This is a genomic window from Citrobacter sp. JGM124 (assembly GCF_018257795.1).
Taxonomy (GTDB): Bacteria; Pseudomonadota; Gammaproteobacteria; order Enterobacterales; family Enterobacteriaceae; genus JGM124.
Window position 1 is genome coordinate 187828 of sequence record NZ_JAERJD010000009.1, and the last position, 18643, is coordinate 206470.

At 44.5% G+C, this 18643-nt stretch carries 17 protein-coding genes and 1 other RNA gene; 8 read left to right on the top strand and 10 right to left on the bottom strand.

The features are described 5' to 3' along the window. Positions 1–53: 53 nt before the first annotated feature. A complete protein-coding gene (locus JK154_RS14135; RefSeq protein ID WP_249215928.1) occupies positions 54–1058 on the bottom strand; it encodes an efflux RND transporter periplasmic adaptor subunit in 1005 nt (334 codons plus the stop codon). Between the two features lie 328 nt (positions 1059–1386). Here JK154_RS14135 and JK154_RS14140 point away from each other — a divergent pair, with 328 nt between their 5' ends. From JK154_RS14140 to JK154_RS14155, 4 genes are all read left to right on the top strand, one after another. Next, the gene (locus JK154_RS14140) at positions 1387–1641 is read left to right on the top strand and encodes a hypothetical protein (RefSeq protein ID WP_211993197.1); all 255 of its coding nucleotides are present in this window, start codon (positions 1387–1389) and stop codon (positions 1639–1641) included. Positions 1642–2572: 931 nt separating this feature from the next. Then, a complete protein-coding gene (locus tag JK154_RS14145) occupies positions 2573–3832 on the top strand; it encodes a porin (RefSeq protein WP_211993198.1) in 1260 nt (419 codons plus the stop codon). Between the two features lie 12 nt (positions 3833–3844). Then, positions 3845–4762: a ParB/Srx family N-terminal domain-containing protein gene (locus JK154_RS14150; protein WP_211993199.1), complete on the top strand. Its 918-nt coding sequence runs from the start codon at positions 3845–3847 to the stop codon at positions 4760–4762. Positions 4763–5380: 618 nt separating this feature from the next. Further along, a complete protein-coding gene (locus tag JK154_RS14155; RefSeq protein ID WP_211993200.1) occupies positions 5381–6607 on the top strand; it encodes a phospholipase D family protein in 1227 nt (408 codons plus the stop codon). Here JK154_RS14155 and JK154_RS14160 read toward each other — a convergent pair. From JK154_RS14160 to smpB, 4 genes are all read right to left on the bottom strand, one after another. Continuing rightward, positions 6604–7440 carry a hypothetical protein gene (locus JK154_RS14160; protein WP_211993201.1) on the bottom strand — a complete coding sequence of 279 codons (837 nt, stop codon included), beginning with the start codon at positions 7438–7440 and terminating at the stop codon, positions 6604–6606. The genes JK154_RS14155 and JK154_RS14160 overlap by 4 nt on opposite strands. Next, positions 7437–8546, bottom strand: a complete 1110-nt coding sequence (locus JK154_RS14165; RefSeq protein WP_249215930.1) for an adenine-specific methyltransferase EcoRI family protein — start codon at positions 8544–8546, stop codon at positions 7437–7439. Before JK154_RS14165 ends, JK154_RS14160 begins: the two co-directional genes overlap by 4 nt. 431 nt (positions 8547–8977) lie before the next feature. Further along, positions 8978–9341, bottom strand: a transfer-messenger RNA (tmRNA) gene (ssrA, locus tag JK154_RS14170). Positions 9342–9517: 176 nt separating this feature from the next. Next, positions 9518–10000, bottom strand: a complete 483-nt coding sequence (gene smpB, locus JK154_RS14175) for an SsrA-binding protein SmpB (protein WP_211993202.1) — start codon at positions 9998–10000, stop codon at positions 9518–9520. Positions 10001–10153: 153 nt separating this feature from the next. Here smpB and JK154_RS14180 point away from each other — a divergent pair, with 153 nt between their 5' ends. After that, positions 10154–10591 carry a type II toxin-antitoxin system RatA family toxin gene (locus JK154_RS14180; protein ID WP_211993203.1) on the top strand — a complete coding sequence of 146 codons (438 nt, stop codon included), beginning with the start codon at positions 10154–10156 and terminating at the stop codon, positions 10589–10591. Then, a complete protein-coding gene (locus tag JK154_RS14185) occupies positions 10581–10871 on the top strand; it encodes an RnfH family protein (RefSeq protein ID WP_211993204.1) in 291 nt (96 codons plus the stop codon). The genes JK154_RS14180 and JK154_RS14185 overlap by 11 nt, the downstream gene beginning before the upstream one ends. Before the next feature lie 136 nt (positions 10872–11007). Here JK154_RS14185 and bamE read toward each other — a convergent pair whose 3' ends face one another. The 3 genes from bamE to nadK all read right to left on the bottom strand — a co-directional run bounded on the left by bamE (position 11008) and on the right by nadK (position 14191). After that, complete coding sequence (bamE, locus tag JK154_RS14190; RefSeq protein ID WP_211993205.1) at positions 11008–11349, bottom strand: outer membrane protein assembly factor BamE; 342 nt, start codon at positions 11347–11349, stop codon at positions 11008–11010. A 217-nt stretch (positions 11350–11566) separates the two neighbouring features. After that, positions 11567–13228: a DNA repair protein RecN gene (gene recN, locus JK154_RS14195; RefSeq protein WP_211993206.1), complete on the bottom strand. Its 1662-nt coding sequence runs from the start codon at positions 13226–13228 to the stop codon at positions 11567–11569. An 84-nt stretch (positions 13229–13312) separates the two neighbouring features. Then, on the bottom strand, positions 13313–14191 hold the full coding sequence (gene nadK, locus JK154_RS14200; RefSeq protein ID WP_211993207.1) for an NAD(+) kinase: 879 nt from the start codon (positions 14189–14191) through the stop codon (positions 13313–13315). A 123-nt stretch (positions 14192–14314) separates the two neighbouring features. Here nadK and grpE point away from each other — a divergent pair, with 123 nt between their 5' ends. Beyond that, entirely contained in the window at positions 14315–14890 is a 576-nt protein-coding gene (gene grpE, locus JK154_RS14205) for a nucleotide exchange factor GrpE (protein WP_211993208.1), read from the top strand. An 87-nt stretch (positions 14891–14977) separates the two neighbouring features. Here the strand turns inward: grpE and JK154_RS14210 are convergent, their stop codons facing one another. Next, positions 14978–16267 carry an HlyC/CorC family transporter gene (locus tag JK154_RS14210; protein ID WP_211993209.1) on the bottom strand — a complete coding sequence of 430 codons (1290 nt, stop codon included), beginning with the start codon at positions 16265–16267 and terminating at the stop codon, positions 14978–14980. 26 nt (positions 16268–16293) lie between these two features. After that, the gene (locus tag JK154_RS14215; protein ID WP_211993210.1) at positions 16294–17082 is read right to left on the bottom strand and encodes an inner membrane protein YpjD; all 789 of its coding nucleotides are present in this window, start codon (positions 17080–17082) and stop codon (positions 16294–16296) included. Between the two features lie 164 nt (positions 17083–17246). Here JK154_RS14215 and ffh point away from each other — a divergent pair, with 164 nt between their 5' ends. Continuing rightward, the gene (gene ffh, locus JK154_RS14220; RefSeq protein WP_211993211.1) at positions 17247–18608 is read left to right on the top strand and encodes a signal recognition particle protein; all 1362 of its coding nucleotides are present in this window, start codon (positions 17247–17249) and stop codon (positions 18606–18608) included. Positions 18609–18643: the final 35 nt, after the last annotated feature.

Sequence of the window (18643 nt, forward strand, 5' to 3'; positions counted from 1 at the left end):
CATGAAAAATGAAATTTATTTCATCATGAAATGATGATGAAAAATTATTCCTGTTACTTAGCATCATGATTAACCGGCCAATCAAAAATAACTGACATCCCAGGTCGCATGCCTTCTACATTTTCTTCAGACCGTAAGCGAACCTCAAATGTTCGAACGTCGTAACCACTGGACTGACGCGTCGCTCTCCAGGTAGCAAAATTGGCTTTAGGATTAATGAAAAAAACTTTAAATTTTACATTTCTATTTTTTAATGCAGGAATACTTCCCTCAATGGTGTCGCCTATTTTCAGAGCATTAAAACGATCTTCGCGTAAGTTAACCGTAACCCACAGATTATTCAAATCAACCATACTGTAGATTGGTGTCCCTGCGGAGACTAACTCACCTTCATTAGCAAAACGTTTAGAAATTTGCCCATTGTTTTTTGCGGTGACACTTAATTCATTAACCAATGATTGCGCAGAGTCAAAAGCTGCTTTCGCTGCATTCACGTTAGCATCTGCAATACGGATATCCTCTTCCCGGTTACCGCGTTTTGCCTGCATATATTGTTCATAGGCTGAATTTGTTTTTTGCCTGGCAATATTATATTTGGCAACTGCATCATCACGTTCCTGGGCTGATACTGCACGGCTATTGTCATAAAGATTAATTATACGATCTGACAACATCTTAACGTTTTTTTCATCAGCTTGTGCACTAATCCAGGAGGCTTTCAATGATTCAATATACTCAGAACGCTCACCGTTATGTGCTTTTTCCTGGCTGGCAATGGCAGCCTCTAAATTTTCTTTTGCCTGGCGCGCACTTTCTGTTGTTTGCTTATCAAATAGACTGACAATGAGCTGTTTATTATGAATATTATCACCTTCTTTAACATGCAACTCGTCTATTCTTCCGGTAACTTTACTTGCTATATTAATCTCATCAGTATCTACAATACCTTCTAATATCTCTTGAGAAGAAGAGAAGTGAGAGAGCAAAAAGCCAACGGCTAATACAATAATGATGACAGTAAAGACAATAATCTTCATTCCATTTTTTTTCACTGACATGCTGCTGAAATCCTTCTTTAACAACGAGCGGTGGACACTGTGACATAAGATAATAGCACACAGGCATATTAGCATACTTAAGTTTGGTCGTAACGATACTACCTTGATAATAGTATGTAATGTATTGATTATACGGGGTAATCAGCCACTGCTTGTAAAGAAAACTGGTTGTATTTGAGATGAAATGTTTATTTTTTGAAAAAAATATGATTATTTTTCTTGGGTGTAACCAGTCAGCCTGATCTTTAGCCTTAATCATCTGTTGATGGCTGTGTGCGTTAAGGCACGATTGCGTCATACCTTGAGAAGGTATAAGAAAGGATCTTCCATGAGATCTTACTGCCTCGGTTGTGGCATAAAATTGATCATGTTCCATATCCTCATTGCTCAAGGAACCCGGGATGTTGGTTCTTTCGTTTCTGTACGAATTGCTGTTATCGACAGGGGGGAGCTTGTTAATCACTTAAACATTGCTGAACAAGGTCGTATTTTTAATTATGCGGTTCTGATGGCAGGTATTGCTATAATAAATCACGAGAAGGCAGGTAAGACTATATTTACTGACAGATTATACTGGTTGTAACAATGATTTATCCGCGGTGAATGCTAAGGTAGCAATAGTAATAATTAAGCTCATTATCCACTTTGAATGGTTTAGAACGTTATTTACAACCTGCTGTGGTAGTAATTTTGATGCTGAAGTCGTCTTTTTTACAATTAACATTGTGTTTTCTTAAATCCGGAATGAAACCTCTGCATTATGGCATTAACGTATTTTTTATATTAAAAATAATTGTGTTAATTGTATCCTGTATATTATTTTTTGATATAGTAGAAAATCAATGGTATTTAAAAGCGCGATAAAAAATTAAGATAACAGGCACTAAATATTTAAAATTGGCTTTTTAGCCTCTTTTTATTTCCAGGCCGGTAGTATAGCCATATTCTTTTAATACCAGACAGTAGTCTGGTATTAAAACGCGGCAGTTACTTGAGTTTAGTTTATTATGCTGAATGCCTTATACCAATAAACGCTTCAGGCTCGAAATCGTGAACTGTATAAAGTATGGCTCTGTATTTCTCTTCAGCATACAACAGCATTCAGACGATATGGATGGGGAGCATCTGCAAACATGATGGTCTCTCAACATCGCCTCATGCCGTGTCTGTCACCAGTGTCCGGGGGCGAAATTATTCATAATGCTACTGGTACGGAAGCACCTAATCAGGGTTGGCTGGTATTATTCTTCGGTTAAGAGTTACATTGATTTTTTCGGATAATATGATTATCTTTTTATCGAATTGAATAATCAACAACACCCTATACCCATAAGATAACTGTGTCTATATGCTGGGGTATTTGATTCTGTCACGGTAATGCAATCTAAATGAAACCATATTGAAATAAAAAAATAATAACTTATCCCCACTTTTATGATGACTGTATAAAACTAATTTACCAAATGAAAATAAATAAATGTGGTATAGCATTATTATTGTGTTTGAGTTCTCAAGTGGCAATTTCTAGCGATGATTTCACTTACAAGCATAATTTAAAAGATGGCTTTGGCGTTTCCGCTTATGGCTCCAGCATCGATCTAAAAGGGCGTATTCAATACGACGTTGTCAACTTTAAAGACTATTCTGCAGCAAGTCAGGGTACGCCATTTAAAGACTCCACTAATGGCATTGTCAGACGTGGAAATATTGGTGCTGAAGGGATTCTACTCAATGTACTTCCCTATGAAGTTCGTCTCGCCTATGACAGGAAAAAACATTCATGGGACGTTGATCGTGCATGGGCTGGATTTTCTGGATGGCAATTTGCAGATTTTTCTTTTGGCCGTGATAAGTTTGGCTGGGGACTGGAAGGGGCCACTAGTTCAAGTTGGATTGTTTCAGCTGAAAGACCCATTATGTATGATTTGACCTCTGGCCGTGATGATATAGATTATGGTTATATGGTTAAAAAATCAGGTAGTAATTACAGTATCGCCCTACAAGCCGCCAAGCTTAAATACGAGAGTGGTGATAAAAATATCAACGATAATTTTGGTTATTATGGTCGATTGACTTATGCCCCAATCTTAAGTACCAATCAAATATTGCACCTTGGCTTCAGTTACCATGATGCTAACCCAGATAACAATGATACAAAGATTGCCACCCGCTTAGAAACCAGAACCAGGCATGACGATAAACTACGCTTTGCGGATGTCAGTAACACCACTAAAGATGACGAGTCCATTATTGAACTGGGTTATCAGTATGATAGTTGGCGCTTACAGAGTGAGTATTTCTTCCGGACGGTAAAAGGTGCAGATATAACAACAAAAACGAAAAAAGGCGTGACCACTACAACCATCGACCCACAAAACGTGCGACTGGATGGTGGCTACCTACAAGTTTCTTACCTGTTTGACTCCAGCCGTCGGTATAGTGTGGCTGATGGAAAGTGGGGGAAACCGAATAAATTTAATACATTTGAACCATTTTACCGCTTTGAATACAGCAGCATTAAACCCAACAAGGCTGCCAGTAAAAAACAGCTAAACAACAATGTACAGGGTGTTAATGCCGTTGACCGTGATGACAAGTATGTTGTTCAGAGTTCAGTTCTGGGTGTCAACTATTTTTATAATGAAAACTTAAGCTTTAATCTTTCTTATATTCATTCACATATCAGTAATGTTGATACGTCTAAAGAAATTGATGGTAAAAGCGTAAAAAATAGTAATGATGCACTGGTCGCCAGAGCTCAGTTCATATTTTAAAAAGGTACTGTTATGAAATATTTAAATTATGTTTTACTGTCTGTTGTGATGGTTAATTCATCGTCCTGGGCTACTGAAGGTTCTGTTAAAATACCTTCTGTCGTGCAGCTGAAAGTGGCTGATCTGAGACCAACACAGCCGAGTATTGGCACTCAACAAGTCAATTATAAAATCGCCAGCTATGCATTAAATCCAAAAAAATTATACAATGATTATTGTGAAGACAATGGTGCTGAGGGCGTGGAAAGTTTTAATGAAAAATCATCATTGCTTGATCTTCACTCGTTTAAATGTCTTAAGTCATATGGTTCTAACGCTGACGACCTCAAAACTGCTGTTATCGGGCCTGATAAACAATACTATTTAACCGATGGTCATCACCTTGTTAGCATGCTAAATACAGTTTCTGGTGAAAACACGCCTGTTTTTATCAGAATTACGGATGATAAATCCAGTCAGGGTTCGATGAAGGATTTTTGGGATTTTCTGAAGAGTAATAATCTTGCATGGCTAAAAAACCCTCAGTTTGAAACGGTAGACTATCAGTCGTTACCACAGAAAGTATCACCAGAAAGTTTGCAAAATGATCAGTACCGTTCACTCATGTATTTTTTGCGAAATGTATCTTATAAAAAGCCAAAGTCATCAAATATTCCTTTTTTTGAGTTTTATATTGCAGAATGGATGAATAAAAAGGTCCCTGTGAACTCTCTGAAATTAGACACAAGAGAAGATTATTATAATGCACTGCAAAAAGTGGCTTATGCGATGACATCAGCCGCATCTGATGAAGTTGTGGTTGAGTTAGATGGAAAAAAAATAACCGCCAGCGAGTTTGGGGTATTTAATGCTGTTAATAAAAAAGAACTTAATAAACTGATTGATCAAAATGGAAAACTGACCGTTTTATTTACGGCGGAACAAAAGTAATCATTCTGTTCATGGGCAATGCACTCTCAGTGCATCTACAGGCCAGGATTAAATAGCGGCCCGGTACTATTGAGAGCCTTCAGAAGGCGATTGGTCGGCAGTCAGTCTGGAAAGCGAGTGCTGAGAAACCAGCACTCGCATCGTCTCTGGCAGATTATGGCGTTAGTGCTTCCTCACATACTCCGTTCCGTACTGGTTTCGCTACGCAGTAACCCGGACCGCTCCCAGCCTCATTCCCCTGGTACGTTAATGGCATAGCAATCATCGCGGGTATCCGTAACCGATGGACTATCACCCGTTCAGTTCGATGGAATAGGACTGGATACCCCGGTATACCCGGGGACTGATCAGTGACTTGATCTTTTCAATTTGCTTACCGATGCACAGTGTAAAATATCATCGTCTTGATTTCTGACACAGGGTTTCATCCCTAAACCGGGCATATGTCAACATAGGCCCGGGTTCAGAGCATGCCCCGATCGATGTAGTACGCTTCTTTTGGTCGATAAATAAAAAAATTAATAGCATTATCAGGCTATGTAAGATCTGAGATTGGTCATGCTCCCTTGGCAGGCCAGATATTGTGTTTATTGGGTATAAGTCTTCCAGGAGGGCTTGATGGAACTAATGAATCAACCGATTACAGGTCAGCTGGGAAAACGGCTGATCGAATGGCTGGATGCACCGGATTTCCACACACTGAACATCATTGTCGCTTTTGCAAAGAACAGTGGTGTGCTCCGAATAAAAGATGCTCTTGAACGATTCAGAGAACGAGGTGGGAAAGTAAATGTGTACGTGGGGGTCGATCTCGGTGGAACCTCCTATGAGGCTCTCACGGCATTGCTCATTAATACGAATTCTTTACATGTCGTGCATTCTGAAAGCGAACAGACATTCCATACGAAGATCTACCAGTTCTTGGGTGATAATAAGGGACTGATAGTTGTCGGTTCACATAATCTGACCGGTGGCGGTCTATGGACCAACTTTGAAAGTTCAGTACATATTCCGGTTGATGGGGCGAAGAAATATGAGGCGGAAATGCTCAGTGGGCTGGAAAGCTACATGGGGGAGTTGAGATCGCTCAATCGCTCAGTTATAACAATAGCGTCACAAGACGATATAGAAAACCTTCTTCAGAGTGGGTATGTTTTTAAAGAAGTCGCAGAACGAGTACGCCTGGCGGCCTCAGCTAAAAAGGATAATGCTCAGGTGCGTTTGTTCGGGAATGGTATTCCTGCACCTCTTCCTCGCGTCTCTGCATCACAAGTAAAAGAAGCCGTTGAGATTATCAAACCCCGACCAGAAGGCATCGCTGCCCCGCAACGTGATGATGGGCATACTATTTGGTTTGAAACAGGGAGGATGACGGGAGGTTCACGTAATATCCTTGATCTTTCTAAGCGGTCTTTGGTTGAGACCGGGGACCCCAGGGGCACTATTTTTGACTTAAATGAGACCAAGTTCATGCGTGGTGGTGTCGAATTCTTTGGTCTTGATCCTTCCGCGACTGAATTGCGCAAAGATATCACCCTCAATTTTGAAGGAGTGGACTATTTTGCCAATACCATTGTTTTCCCAGCGGGAGGGAGTGCAAACGGTACGTGGCGGCTTCAGATTAAAGGGGCCAGTGTTTCAGGGAGGAAGATCACGGACGCATTCCGAACTAAAGGTGAGGCTGAATACTTAGTCAATAAAATAATCACTTTTACTAAAATTCAAAGTGATTATTTCTTTATGTCTGTGTTCGCTGCTTCTGAGCTGGGGAACTTCAAGGAAGCATCCTGTATTTTGGCGCGGAATGGGTCTACAACAAGTGCCCGGCAATTAGGTGTGCTCTAGAACTGACTGAGCCACTCTTCATGCTTTCCTTTTCGGTTGCCACTGATTCCCCCCTTGGCTCCACCGAATGTCAACAGAGTCGCGTTGTTATTCAATGGAACGCCTTCAGAAATAAACAGCGGAGCCTGAGTGACTTCACGGAAACGGGCTATGAAGGAGGGGATATCGAAGCCGAATGCATACCCTGTGGTACTTTGATAGGGGGGATCCACATATACGACAGCATTGTCGGGTAAAGGGGTATCCAGGAGCGTCATTATGTCCATATTGAGTCCGTTCACGCCTTTCATGCCATTGACGAGAGCATTAATTCGGCGGCGCAGTTCAATCGGAGAGGGTTGCATTGGATTGGCAGGGCTGCGACGTACGCTGGTTGCTGTGGGTTCCCAGTAATCCCGGAAACAGGCATTCGCCCAATGATCACCTTTGCGCCAAATTTGCTTCCCGCCAAAGGAGCAAGCCTGAAGTACGGGATAAAGTTCTACTTCATTATCATCCACCGGGAGCGCTGATATGGTGGACATATGAGCCTTAAAACCGCGTTTATCATCCGGCAAGCGGGATAAAAACAGATCAAATTTATCCATGTTAAATTTACCGGAACCTACGGCAGACCAGAATGCGCCCCATGAGCTGATATCAAGCATCCAAATACGTGATGGATCAATACCTCTGTTAACCAGCTCAATGGACACAGCGCCCGATCCGCAACACAGATCGTAAAATCGCGAGGCTGGATCAGGATTTGCCTCGATAAGACGATCGACGATCTGGGCCGCCACGCGTTGCTTCCCCCCCTGATATGCACAGGGTACACGCATCAGGTCGCTCATGAGGTTTTTCTCCGGATCAAAATTCTGGCATAAACGCGTCGGCCGTTAATGATACCGACGCCGCCCCTGTCTTCGGCATGCTGACGATATCCAGCTTCTTTAAGGATACTGGCGGGAACATTGCTGCGAGCGTTACCGTTGGCAAGCATGACGATATCGAACTGATCCGGGCTATATTTATCGAGAAATGTGATAGGTACTCCCATGATCCCGTCGTAGTCAACAGGGATATTTTGGGTTCGCCCCACATCAATCGCATCATAGTTTTCGTAACGTGGATACTCTTCTGGGGTATAAAGGCAGCTGAGTTTAATGGGTTCATGCCGCTTGCTAATATCCAGATTAGTAAACCAGCGGACGCCCTTAACCCGGATAAAACGTCGGCCTTCCTCGTCAATACCACAACCGGATGCATTTAACGGATAGCTGTCGGGTACATAAAATTTGCGATCGCCTGAGCGGATGGATTCGCCGTACCAGACTTTATTATCACGGAAAAGAGGGAATACCTCCCTGTATGTTGCCGCATTCATATTTCCAAGGATAATAAAATCCTTTTTGTAACGTCCGAGCTGGCTAATATATTCGCGGAACAGGCTGAACGGGGGATTGGTGACCACTATGTCCGCTTTCTTTAACAAATCTTCGCATTCATTTGAACGAAAATCCCCGTCACCAGTAAGATGTTCAAGAGTGTTACCTTGCATGGCAAATAAGGCGTCTAAATCCAGCGAGCCATCTGGCTTTAATAAGGGAACATCAGGGACTTTGGTGACCATGGCCTTATAGGCACCAGGCATGCCCTCTGACGGGAATTCCTGTTCAGCCAGTGTGGCACCGGCATAGCAAGTTGACACTAGTGTTGAAAGTTTTAACTCATTAAAATTTAAAACAAAAAAACGAAAAAATGCTGACTCAAAAGGATTGTCACAATTACAAAGGATCACCTTGCCCTGTAGTTGCTCCTGATGCTGCATCATCTCTTTAGCCACATCATCGAACTGGGTATAGAACTCGTCTTTTTTGACGATGAATGCATTATTGAGAGTGGCATTTCCGGGTTTAGCGTCTCGTTTCGGGCTTTCTAAATTTATATCAAATGGCATAGTGCCCTCGCGGACGACCGCTTTTAGAAGTGTATTTATTGCGGCGGACATGCCGATGCTAATTTCGTCGAACACTTTACTGGCGCATCTTTTGACACCCAGATTAAAGCGTATTGTCGTAGCGGATTTCGTCGATAATGGGTTACCTCTTAGTGAAAGATAATGTAGCACATTAGGGGGTTAAGGAAAATGCAGTTCATTACGAGAATCCCGGTTTTAGCATTGTTGACCGATGCTCATTACAGGGGAGCCACCGTATCAGGCGTCGCAAAAACAGGAGTACGTTATCAGGGGATGCCCGGTTCAGATGTCATTCACGGGCTGCGGACTTCAAGGGACAAATTCAAGGCACAAAAAAGCCCGCAGGGCTTGCGCCGTGCGGGCTCTCAGGACTTCATCGGATGACTCTGGTAATCACCGATGGAGAATTTTGGTGGAGCTGGGGGGATTTGAACCCCCGTCCGAAATTCCTACATCCTCGGCACTACATGCTTAGTCAAGTCTTTACATTCGCCGGGCAGCTGCGGACTGACACGCCACTACCAGACTAGCCTGATTAGTTTTAACACTTCAGCCCCAGGCAGGACATCCATGCGATCTCTTTTGGGTTTGACCTCTCTTTATCCCCGTCTTAAGAGCGGAAGCTAGGGAGAGAGGGCTTCAAAGCAGGGTATTAAGCTGCTAAAGCGTAGTTTTCGTCGTTTGCGACTATTTTTTGCGGCTTTTTACGAGGCCAACCGCCCCTCGGCATGCACCTTGGGTTTCGCAAATCCCGTCGAATCCAGAATCAGCCCCAATGTGTTAAGGCGAGTATAACAGATTTATTACCTGCCTGACTAGCGGTGTGGCGATAAATCACAGTGTGCAGGTTATTGAATCATTTCTGGTTATCAGTAAACGAAGGGGAGGTTAATTACTGTACGGAACGGTCCATTTAGAGAGGAACCCGCCAGTGCTGGCGGGCCTGCCGATTAGCGCCCTGCATGTTTCATAATACGGGCCTTATCAAGTGCCCACTCGCGATCTTTCAGATCGGTACGCTTGTCATGCAGCTTTTTACCTTTTGCCAGGCCAATTTTAACTTTGCACCAGGCATTCTTCCAGTAGAGAGACAGGGCAACGACTGTGAAGCCATCGCGGCTAACACTACCAAACAAGGTATCCAGTTCTCTTTTGTTCAGCAACAACTTACGCGTACGTATGGGGTCACAGACGACGTGCGTAGAAGCAACGGAAAGAGGGGTAAAGTTAGCGCCAAACAGGTAAGCTTCGCCATCTTTAAATATGACGTAACTATCTGAAATATTTGCCTTTCCTGCGCGAAGTGATTTGACTTCCCAGCCTTGTAATGCAAGACCGGCTTCAAATTCATCTTCAATAAAATATTCGTGACGGGCGCGTTTATTTAGCGCAATGGTGGCTGAGCCTGGTTTGTGTGCTTTTTTCTTAGTCATAGTGCCACTCAGTATAAGTTATCCAGGAGTTCAAAGACATCCCCGCATTATACGCGAGGAGTAAGCACCTATATTAGCATGCTGGCAGAGAGTTTTTCTTTGACTGCTGATAAATGTTATTATTTGGCAGTTTTATGACTTCCGGGAATTGTTATGCCTCAGATTAGCCGCACCGCGTTGGTACCCTACAGTGCCGAGCAGATGTACATGTTAGTAAATGATGTGAAATCTTATCCACAATTTTTGCCTGGCTGCTCGGGAAGTCGGATATTGGATCAGTCATCCTCCCAGATGATGGCGGCAGTTGATGTGTCTAAGGCCGGAATAAGTAAAACCTTTACAACACGTAATATTTTGGTCAGTAACCAGAGTATTATCATGCAGTTGGTTGATGGCCCGTTCAGAAAACTGATGGGGGGATGGACGTTTACTCCCCTTGGTGATGATGCCTGCAAAATTGAGTTTCAGCTGGATTTTGAGTTTACCAGCAAATTAATTGAACTGGCATTTGGCCGTGTATTCAAAGAACTGGCTGGTAACATGGTTCAGGCATTTACTTTGCGGGCGAAAGAGGTCTACCGTGTCGGATAGAATTCAGGTTGAGGTGGCTTATGCGCTACCTGAAAAACAGTATTTGCGGCAGATAACGTTGCCAGAAGGGAGTTCTGTCGAGCAGGCGATTCTTGCTTCAGGACTGCTAACATTGCGCCCTGATATTGACCTGGATAAGAATAAAGTGGGTATTTATAGCCGGCCTGTAAAGCTGACTGACAGGGTTAATGAGGGGGACAGGGTAGAAATTTATCGTCCCCTGATTGCCGATCCTAAGGAACTGCGACGGCAACGAGCAGAGCGTTCAGCCAAAAAATAGCGCAGTATAAAGCACTTGTATTGACACACCTTCACATGATGGCGTTATATTATTGCCAATGACTGCATAGAAAAAGGGTGAGAAACACAGTTTCTCACCCTTTTTCATATTCCCCGTGGGGAGTCAGACTTGTTCACTACTCATTCGACAGTTTAGGCCTGTTGACCACATTGGTCAGAACCCCATTACTGTCAAACGTCAGGATCAGTGTTTGCTGGGTCACTGGCTCATGGCCAGGCTGCTGACGGAAAACATAGAACCAGGTATTGGTCCCAAATGGATCGTCCATCAGTGGTGTACCCAAAGTATAGGCAACCTGTTGCTGTGTCATACCCGTGTGAATTTTGGCGACATCGATTGATGTCAGGTAGTTACCCTGGTTGATATCCGGGCGATAGACCACTCGCTCCAGGGTGGAACAACCTGCGGTCAACATCAGGAGAACCGCTGCTGCTGCAGTCAGCATTTTACAACGCATAGTGATTTGATTCCTTTTCTGGCCCGAGTCCTGCTTGGCACATTTGTATTATGCCGATGATAATAGACCTTTAATCAGTTTTAAACCTATAAGGCGTTCAACTCTGACCACAGGAGTATAAAAAAGTTAGCTAAAAAGCATCTGATATCTTGGTAAGAATATCAAATGCTATTTATTTCAACTGGTTAACTCCTGCCTTGTGACTTCTTTAAGGGGGTCAGGCAGCTAACAGTTCTTTCGCGTTCGCGAGAGTATTACGTGTCACTTCGCTTCCCCCAAGCAGGCGAGCAAGCTCCTGTAGTCTGGCACGTTTGTCCAGGGGCTGCATATGTGTTTCTGTCATTTCCCCATCAGTATTTTTACTCACAAAGAAATGATGATGGCCACAACCGGCGACTTGAGGTAGATGCGTTACGCACATGACTTGTGTTGATTCGCCCAACTGACGTAATAACTGCCCGACCACTGCCGCAGTGGGGCCACTGATACCGACATCAACCTCATCGAAAATGAGTGCCGGTGTTTCCATTTTACGGGCAGTAATCACTTGAATAGCCAGGGCAATACGGGACAATTCACCACCGGAGGCGACTTTTGCAAGAGGCTGCACAGGTTGTCCAGGGTTGGTACTGACACGAAAGTCAATTTTATCAGCACCTGTTTCCGTGAGGGCATCTTCATTAAGCTCGACTTTAATCACCAGAACACCGTGTGGCATTGACAAAGAATGCATACTGCTGGTTATCAGGGTTGATAATTCTTCGGCGTATTTAACGCGGCTAAGATGCAGGAGACGCGCCACATTCAAAGCCTGTTGATGATGATGGATAACAGCCTGCTGTAATGTTTCCTGTGAGTCTGACTGCTCTTCCAGTTGTTGCTGTTCGGCAAGCAACTTTTGATAAAAGAGAGGCAGCTCCACAGGGCTAACCTGATGCTTACGAGCCAGTGAAACTTGACGAGAGATACGTTGTTCAAGCTCATAGAGGCGGTTAGGGTCTAAATCCAGGCGGTCACAGTAGTGCTGTAACTCGTCGTAAGCTTCGGAAATTTGAATGCTGGCTTCTTCCAGTAGTGTGAATACACTGGTGAGTTTATTATCCATGCCGACGAGATCATTCATTAAATTACGTACTGTATAGAGCTGAGTTTGTAAATTACTCTCTTCCGCTTCACCGAGTATATTCAGAGCATGCTGACTGGTAGAGAGTAACTGCCCACTGTTTGCCAGACGCTTATACTCTTCATCAATTAATTCAAACTCCCCGGCAACAGGCGCAAATTCGTTTAACTCTTTGAGTTGATAGTTTATGAGTTCAATACGGGATGCCCGTTCCTGAGTCTGCTGCTGATGCTGTGCCAGCAGGCGACAGCTTTGATGCCACTCGCGGTAGCATGCACGCATTTGTTGAACCAGTTCATGTTCACAAGCATAACCATCCAGCAGATTTTTTTGATGCTCAGGTTTTAACAGTAACTGATGCGCATGCTGACCGTGAATCTGGATAAGTAACTGACCCAGCTCCCGCAACTGGGATACCGGGACTGCAGTACCGTTAATAAAACCACGGGAACGACCGTCATGGCTAACTACGCGACGCAACAGACATTCATTGCCTTCTTCGAGCTGATTTTCTTCAAGCCAACGTAGTGCCGCAGGGGTGTCTTTCAGTGAGAAGCGGGCACAAAGATCTGCGCGTTGCGCTCCTCGACGAACCATATCGGCTTCTGTACGGCTACCCAAACACAATCCTAACGCATCAATCGCAATGGATTTACCTGCTCCGGTTTCACCGGTAATGGCCGTCATTCCCTGGTGAAAATCTATTTCAAGTTCGCGAACGATAGCAAAGTTACTGATAGTGAGTTGTGTCAGCATAGCCACCCCTGTGTTTAAAAACATGACTGTGTTTGCATACAGTATAAACTGGTTTTATATACAGTAAAGTGGGAATGTGCGTTTTTAAAATAATTTTTTTGACCAGCCGAGTTTAGAACTTAATGTATTGAAATAGCTGTAATCTTGAGGGTGAATTAAATTCAGGTAATAATCACAGCGGCGAATCAAAACGGTTTCTTCCTCCTGTATGGGCAGGGCTATCTGACTATCACAACTTATCTCCAGATCGCTGCTCATATGAGAAAAGCGCAAACGGATGGTGCTGTCATTACTAATGACCAGCGGGCGAGCTGATAAGGTATGGGGAAACATAGGGACCAGTGTGATAGCATCCAGTGAGGGCGTCAGTATGGGGCCCCCTGCAGAAAGTGAATAAGCTGTTGAACCCGTCGGTGTTGAGATAATTAGCCCGTCAGAACGTTGGGAAAAGGCAAACATCTCATCGATGTAGACCTCAAACTCAATCATGTGGGCGATTTTCCCAGGGTGAAGTACGACCTCATTGATGGCAGTGCTCAAGCGGGTCGGCATATCATGGTGGCAGACTTGTGCTTCGAGTAAAAACCGTTTTTCGGTAATGTAATGCCCTTCAAGCACGGCAGATAGCTGCTGTTGGGCATTATCTGGATCAAGATCGGTTAAAAACCCTAAATTACCCCGATTAATTCCGATCACTTTAATATCGTAGCGTGCCAGGACTCGGGCGGCTCCCAGCATATTGCCATCGCCGCCTACCACGACAGCTAAGTCAGCAAGCTGACCAATTTCAGCCAGTGTACCGGTTCTTACTTGGGTAAGATTCAGGTCATGTGCTATTTGTTGTTCTACAATGACTTCATAGTTTTCACTGCATAGCCAGCGATACAGCATTTCATGCGTTGTCAGTGCGGTAGGGTGTCGTGGATGCCCGACAATACCAATACAATTAAAGTGTCTGTTCATTATCCTGATTATCCTTATTCACAGATGTTACTGCGACAATGTGCCAGGTTCCCTTGAAACCTTGACACAGATCCCCATAATAAGCGAACCAGCGAGATTAATGCTAAACACGCGGAGAATTTCATGAGTAACAAAGAACAGAAAATACCAGATGAGCAAGTTACAGGCGAAACGGTAAGAGAGCATCACGATGATATTGAAGCCGTGAGTGGTGTCAATGCCGAGGAGCAACGCGACGATCAAATTGCCACTTTGCAAGCTCAGTTGGAGGAAGTTGAGCAGCGTGAGCGTGACAGTCTGCTGCGTACCAAAGCTGAAATGGAAAATCTGCGCCGTCGCACTGAATTAGATATTGAGAAAGCGCATAAATTTGCGCTTGATAAATTTGCTAACGAACTACTGCCGGTTCTTGACAGTCTGGATCGTGCCCTTGAGGTATCAGACAAGAACAATCCTGATATGGCACCGATGATTGAAGGTATTGAACTGACGCAAAAATCAATGATCGATGTCATGCGTAAATTTGGCGTCGAAGTGGTTGATAGCGTTAACGTGCCATTTAATCCTGATGTCCACCAGGCTATTGCTATGGTGGAGTCTGATGACGTCGCGTCTAATCACGTACTGATGGTCATGCAAAAAGGATACACTCTGAACGGCCGTACACTACGTGCAGCAATGGTTTCCGTTGCGAAATAAAGTCTGATTTCAACAGCCGACACGATGATATTTTCAGTGTAAATCGGGTCGCGATTAGATAAAGCCAGCCTTAAGGCTGGCTTTTTTTTACAAGGATTTGTTCAGTGAAGGCGCAGATTTAGGCGGAGTGATACGCACTTGCTTAATCATATTGTCCTGAACGTCCAGAATTTCTATCTGATACTGGGAGAGTGTGACATGGGTGCCGGGCGAAGGGATCTCCTCAATCACTTCCAGCAGCATACCGTTAACGGTACGAGCCTCATCTTCCGGTAGTGTCCAGTTAAAGGCTTTGTTGATTTCCCTGATACTGGCTGAACCATCGACAATCACGGAGCCATCTTTCTGCGGGCTAACCTCTTCAGCAAGTGTTGGTGACATGGAGGTGGTGAAATCACCAACAATCTCTTCAAGAATATCTTCTACTGTTACAAGGCCTTGAATATCACCATATTCATTGACCACAAGACCAACTTTCTTTTTGTTACGCTGAAATTTGATTAACTGCACACTCAGTGCTGTACCTTCCGGGATGAAATAGATTTCATCGGCGGCACGGAGCATTGTCTCTTTAGTAAACTCTTTTTTTTCTGCCATTAATCGCCATGCTTCCCGCAGGCGTAGCATGCCAATAGCATCGTCCAGCGAGTCACGATAAAGCACGATCCGGCCATGTGGAGAGTGAGTTAGCTGGCGAATCACGGATTTCCAGTCATCATTGATATCAATTCCCACAATTTCATTACGGGGGGTCATTATGTCATCCACGCTGACTTTTTCCAGGTCCAGCACGGATAACAACATGTCTTGGTTGCGACGTGATATTTGTGCCCGGGACTCATTTACCAGAGTCCGTAGTTCATCCTTACTCAGCGCGGTAGACATGGCATTACTAATTTCTATGCCAACCAGGCGCATTAACAAACGGGTGATGGTATTTAATAACCAGACCAGCGGCATCATCAAAACCTGTAGCGGTTTTAATAACACACTAAAAGGATAAGCAATTTTTTCTGGATAGAGGGCGGCGACAGTTTTCGGCAACACTTCGGCAAAAACTAAAATAACAAAGGTGAGTACACCAGTGGCAATAGCCACGCCCGCATTGCCATAAAGACGCATACCCACAATCGTCGCCAGTGCAGAAGCCAGTATATTGACGAGGTTGTTACCTATCAGTACCAAACTTATCAGACGGTCTGGTTTTTTTAGCAAGCTCTCTACACGTTTTGCCGCCCGGTTTCCTTGCTTCGCTTTGTGGCGAAGGCGATAGCGATTGAGCGTCATCATCCCGGTTTCTGCGCCTGAGAAAAAGGCTGATACCAGTACCATGATGATAAGCGTAATGATCAAGGTGCTGGTTGATATGTGTTCCAAAGCAAGATCCTTTCAAGAATAGCCGGTTAATGAATCAACTGTTGTAGTATACGACTGCCAAAATAGGCCAGCGTCAGAATAATAGCACCTGTAACGTTAAACCATACGACGCGTCGGCCACGCCATCCTTCATGGTAGTGTCCCCACAGTAAGATAATGTAGACAAACCAGGCGATAATAGATAATACGGCTTTATCTACGTTCTCTATACTGAACAAATTGTTCATATAAAACAGACCAGTACAGAGTGTCAGTGTGAGCAGTACTACACCAATCTGAGTGATGTGAAACATCTTACGTTCAATGACCATCAAGGGTGGCATTTCGCCACTAAACACCAGACGTTTATTTTTTAACTGGTAGTCAATCCAGGCGAGCTGTGAGGCATAAAGCGCTGCAATAATTAGCGTCGCATAGGCGAATAATGACAGGCCTATATGCACCATGACCCCTGGGGTTGCCTCAAGGTGAGTGATAAACTCGTTGGGCATAAATGTGGCGAGCGCAAGGTTAATTAATGCGAAGGCATAAACAATTGGCAACAATAACCAGCCGCGATTACGGGAAGCGACAATGGTCATTACAGTACAAATCATTAAACTGACCAGTGAGCCAATATTCAGCAAGCTCAGATTTTGCCCTCCACCAGGGGTAAAAATATGTGCTTCCAGAGCAAGTCCATGGCTTATCAAGGCAATAACAGCGGACAAAATGGCAAAACGACGCCATGCGCTGTTCTTCCGGAGTTGACCGGGGATGATCAGTGCAAGACTGAAAGAGTAAGCAACAAGAGCAAGGATAGCGAAAACAGGCATAGGATGTTGTTCATATTAGCCAGATAAGAAAAAAATCAGTATAACGTTACCCGTCGTCCGCTCCAACCGTTGGATAGCACATAGGGCGCTTCATGTTATAATCCGCTAAAATTCCGGTTAGTGTCGTGAGATACGGCCTTAGTGATTACTTTAGGCAAAATACAATGTTTGATAATTTAACAGACCGTCTGTCGCGCACTCTACGCAATATAAGCGGCCGTGGGCGACTGACCGAAGAAAACGTTAAAGAGACCCTGCGTGAAGTACGTATGGCGCTGCTAGAAGCCGATGTGGCTTTACCTGTGGTCCGTGACTTCATCAACCGCGTGAAAGAAAAAGCGGTAGGGCACGAAGTTAATAAAAGTCTGACGCCGGGGCAAGAGTTCGTCAAAATTGTTCGTGCTGAACTGGTATCGGCGATGGGGGAAGAGAACACAGGCCTGAATCTGGCTGCTCAACCACCTGCTGTGGTGCTCATGGCTGGCTTACAAGGGGCGGGTAAAACAACCAGTGTGGCTAAACTGGGTAAGTTGCTGCGAGAAAAGCAGAAGAAAAAAGTGCTGGTCGTCTCTGCTGACGTCTATCGTCCGGCTGCGATTAAACAGCTAGAAACGCTAGCCCAACAAGTGGAAATTGATTTTTTCCCGTCTGACGCACAACAGAAACCTGTCGATATTGTTAATGCCGCTCTGAAAGAAGCCAAACTCAAGTTTTATGATGTGCTGTTGGTGGATACTGCGGGACGCTTGCACGTAGATGAAGCGATGATGGAAGAAATCAAACAGGTTCATGCCGCGATTAATCCGGTCGAAACGCTGTTTGTTGTTGACGCCATGACTGGTCAGGATGCGGCAAATACGGCGAAAGCCTTCAACGAGGCCCTGCCGTTAACCGGTGTAGTACTGACTAAAGTTGATGGTGATGCTCGCGGTGGTGCGGCACTTTCTATTCGTCATATTACGGGTAAACCCGTCAAGTTTCTGGGGGTCGGTGAGAAAACGGATGCACTGGAACCTTTCCATCCGGACCGTATTGCGTCTCGTATCCTGGGAATGGGTGATGTTCTGTCACTTATTGAGGATATCGAAAGCAAAGTTGACCGTGCACAGGCGGAAAAACTTGCCAGCAAGATGAAGAAAGGTGACGGCTTCGACCTTAACGACTTCCTTGATCAGCTAAAACAAATGAAGAATATGGGTGGCATGGCCAGCATGATGAGTAAGCTGCCAGGCATGGGGCAGTTGCCTGATAACGTCAAGTCTCAGATGGATGATAAAGTTTTGGTTCGTATGGAAGCGATTATCAATTCGATGACGCTAAAAGAGCGAGCCCAGCCAGATATGATTAAAGGGTCTCGTAAACGCCGCATAGCGCTGGGTTCTGGCATGCAGGTGCAGGATGTTAATCGCCTTCTGAAGCAGTTTGACGATATGCAACGCATGATGAAAAAAATGAAAAAAGGCGGCATGGCGAAAATGATGCGAAGCATGAAAGGTATGATGCCTCCTGGTTTTCCAGGCCGCTAGTCTGTTTTAGATTGCTTTTTGCGCCGAAATGAGTA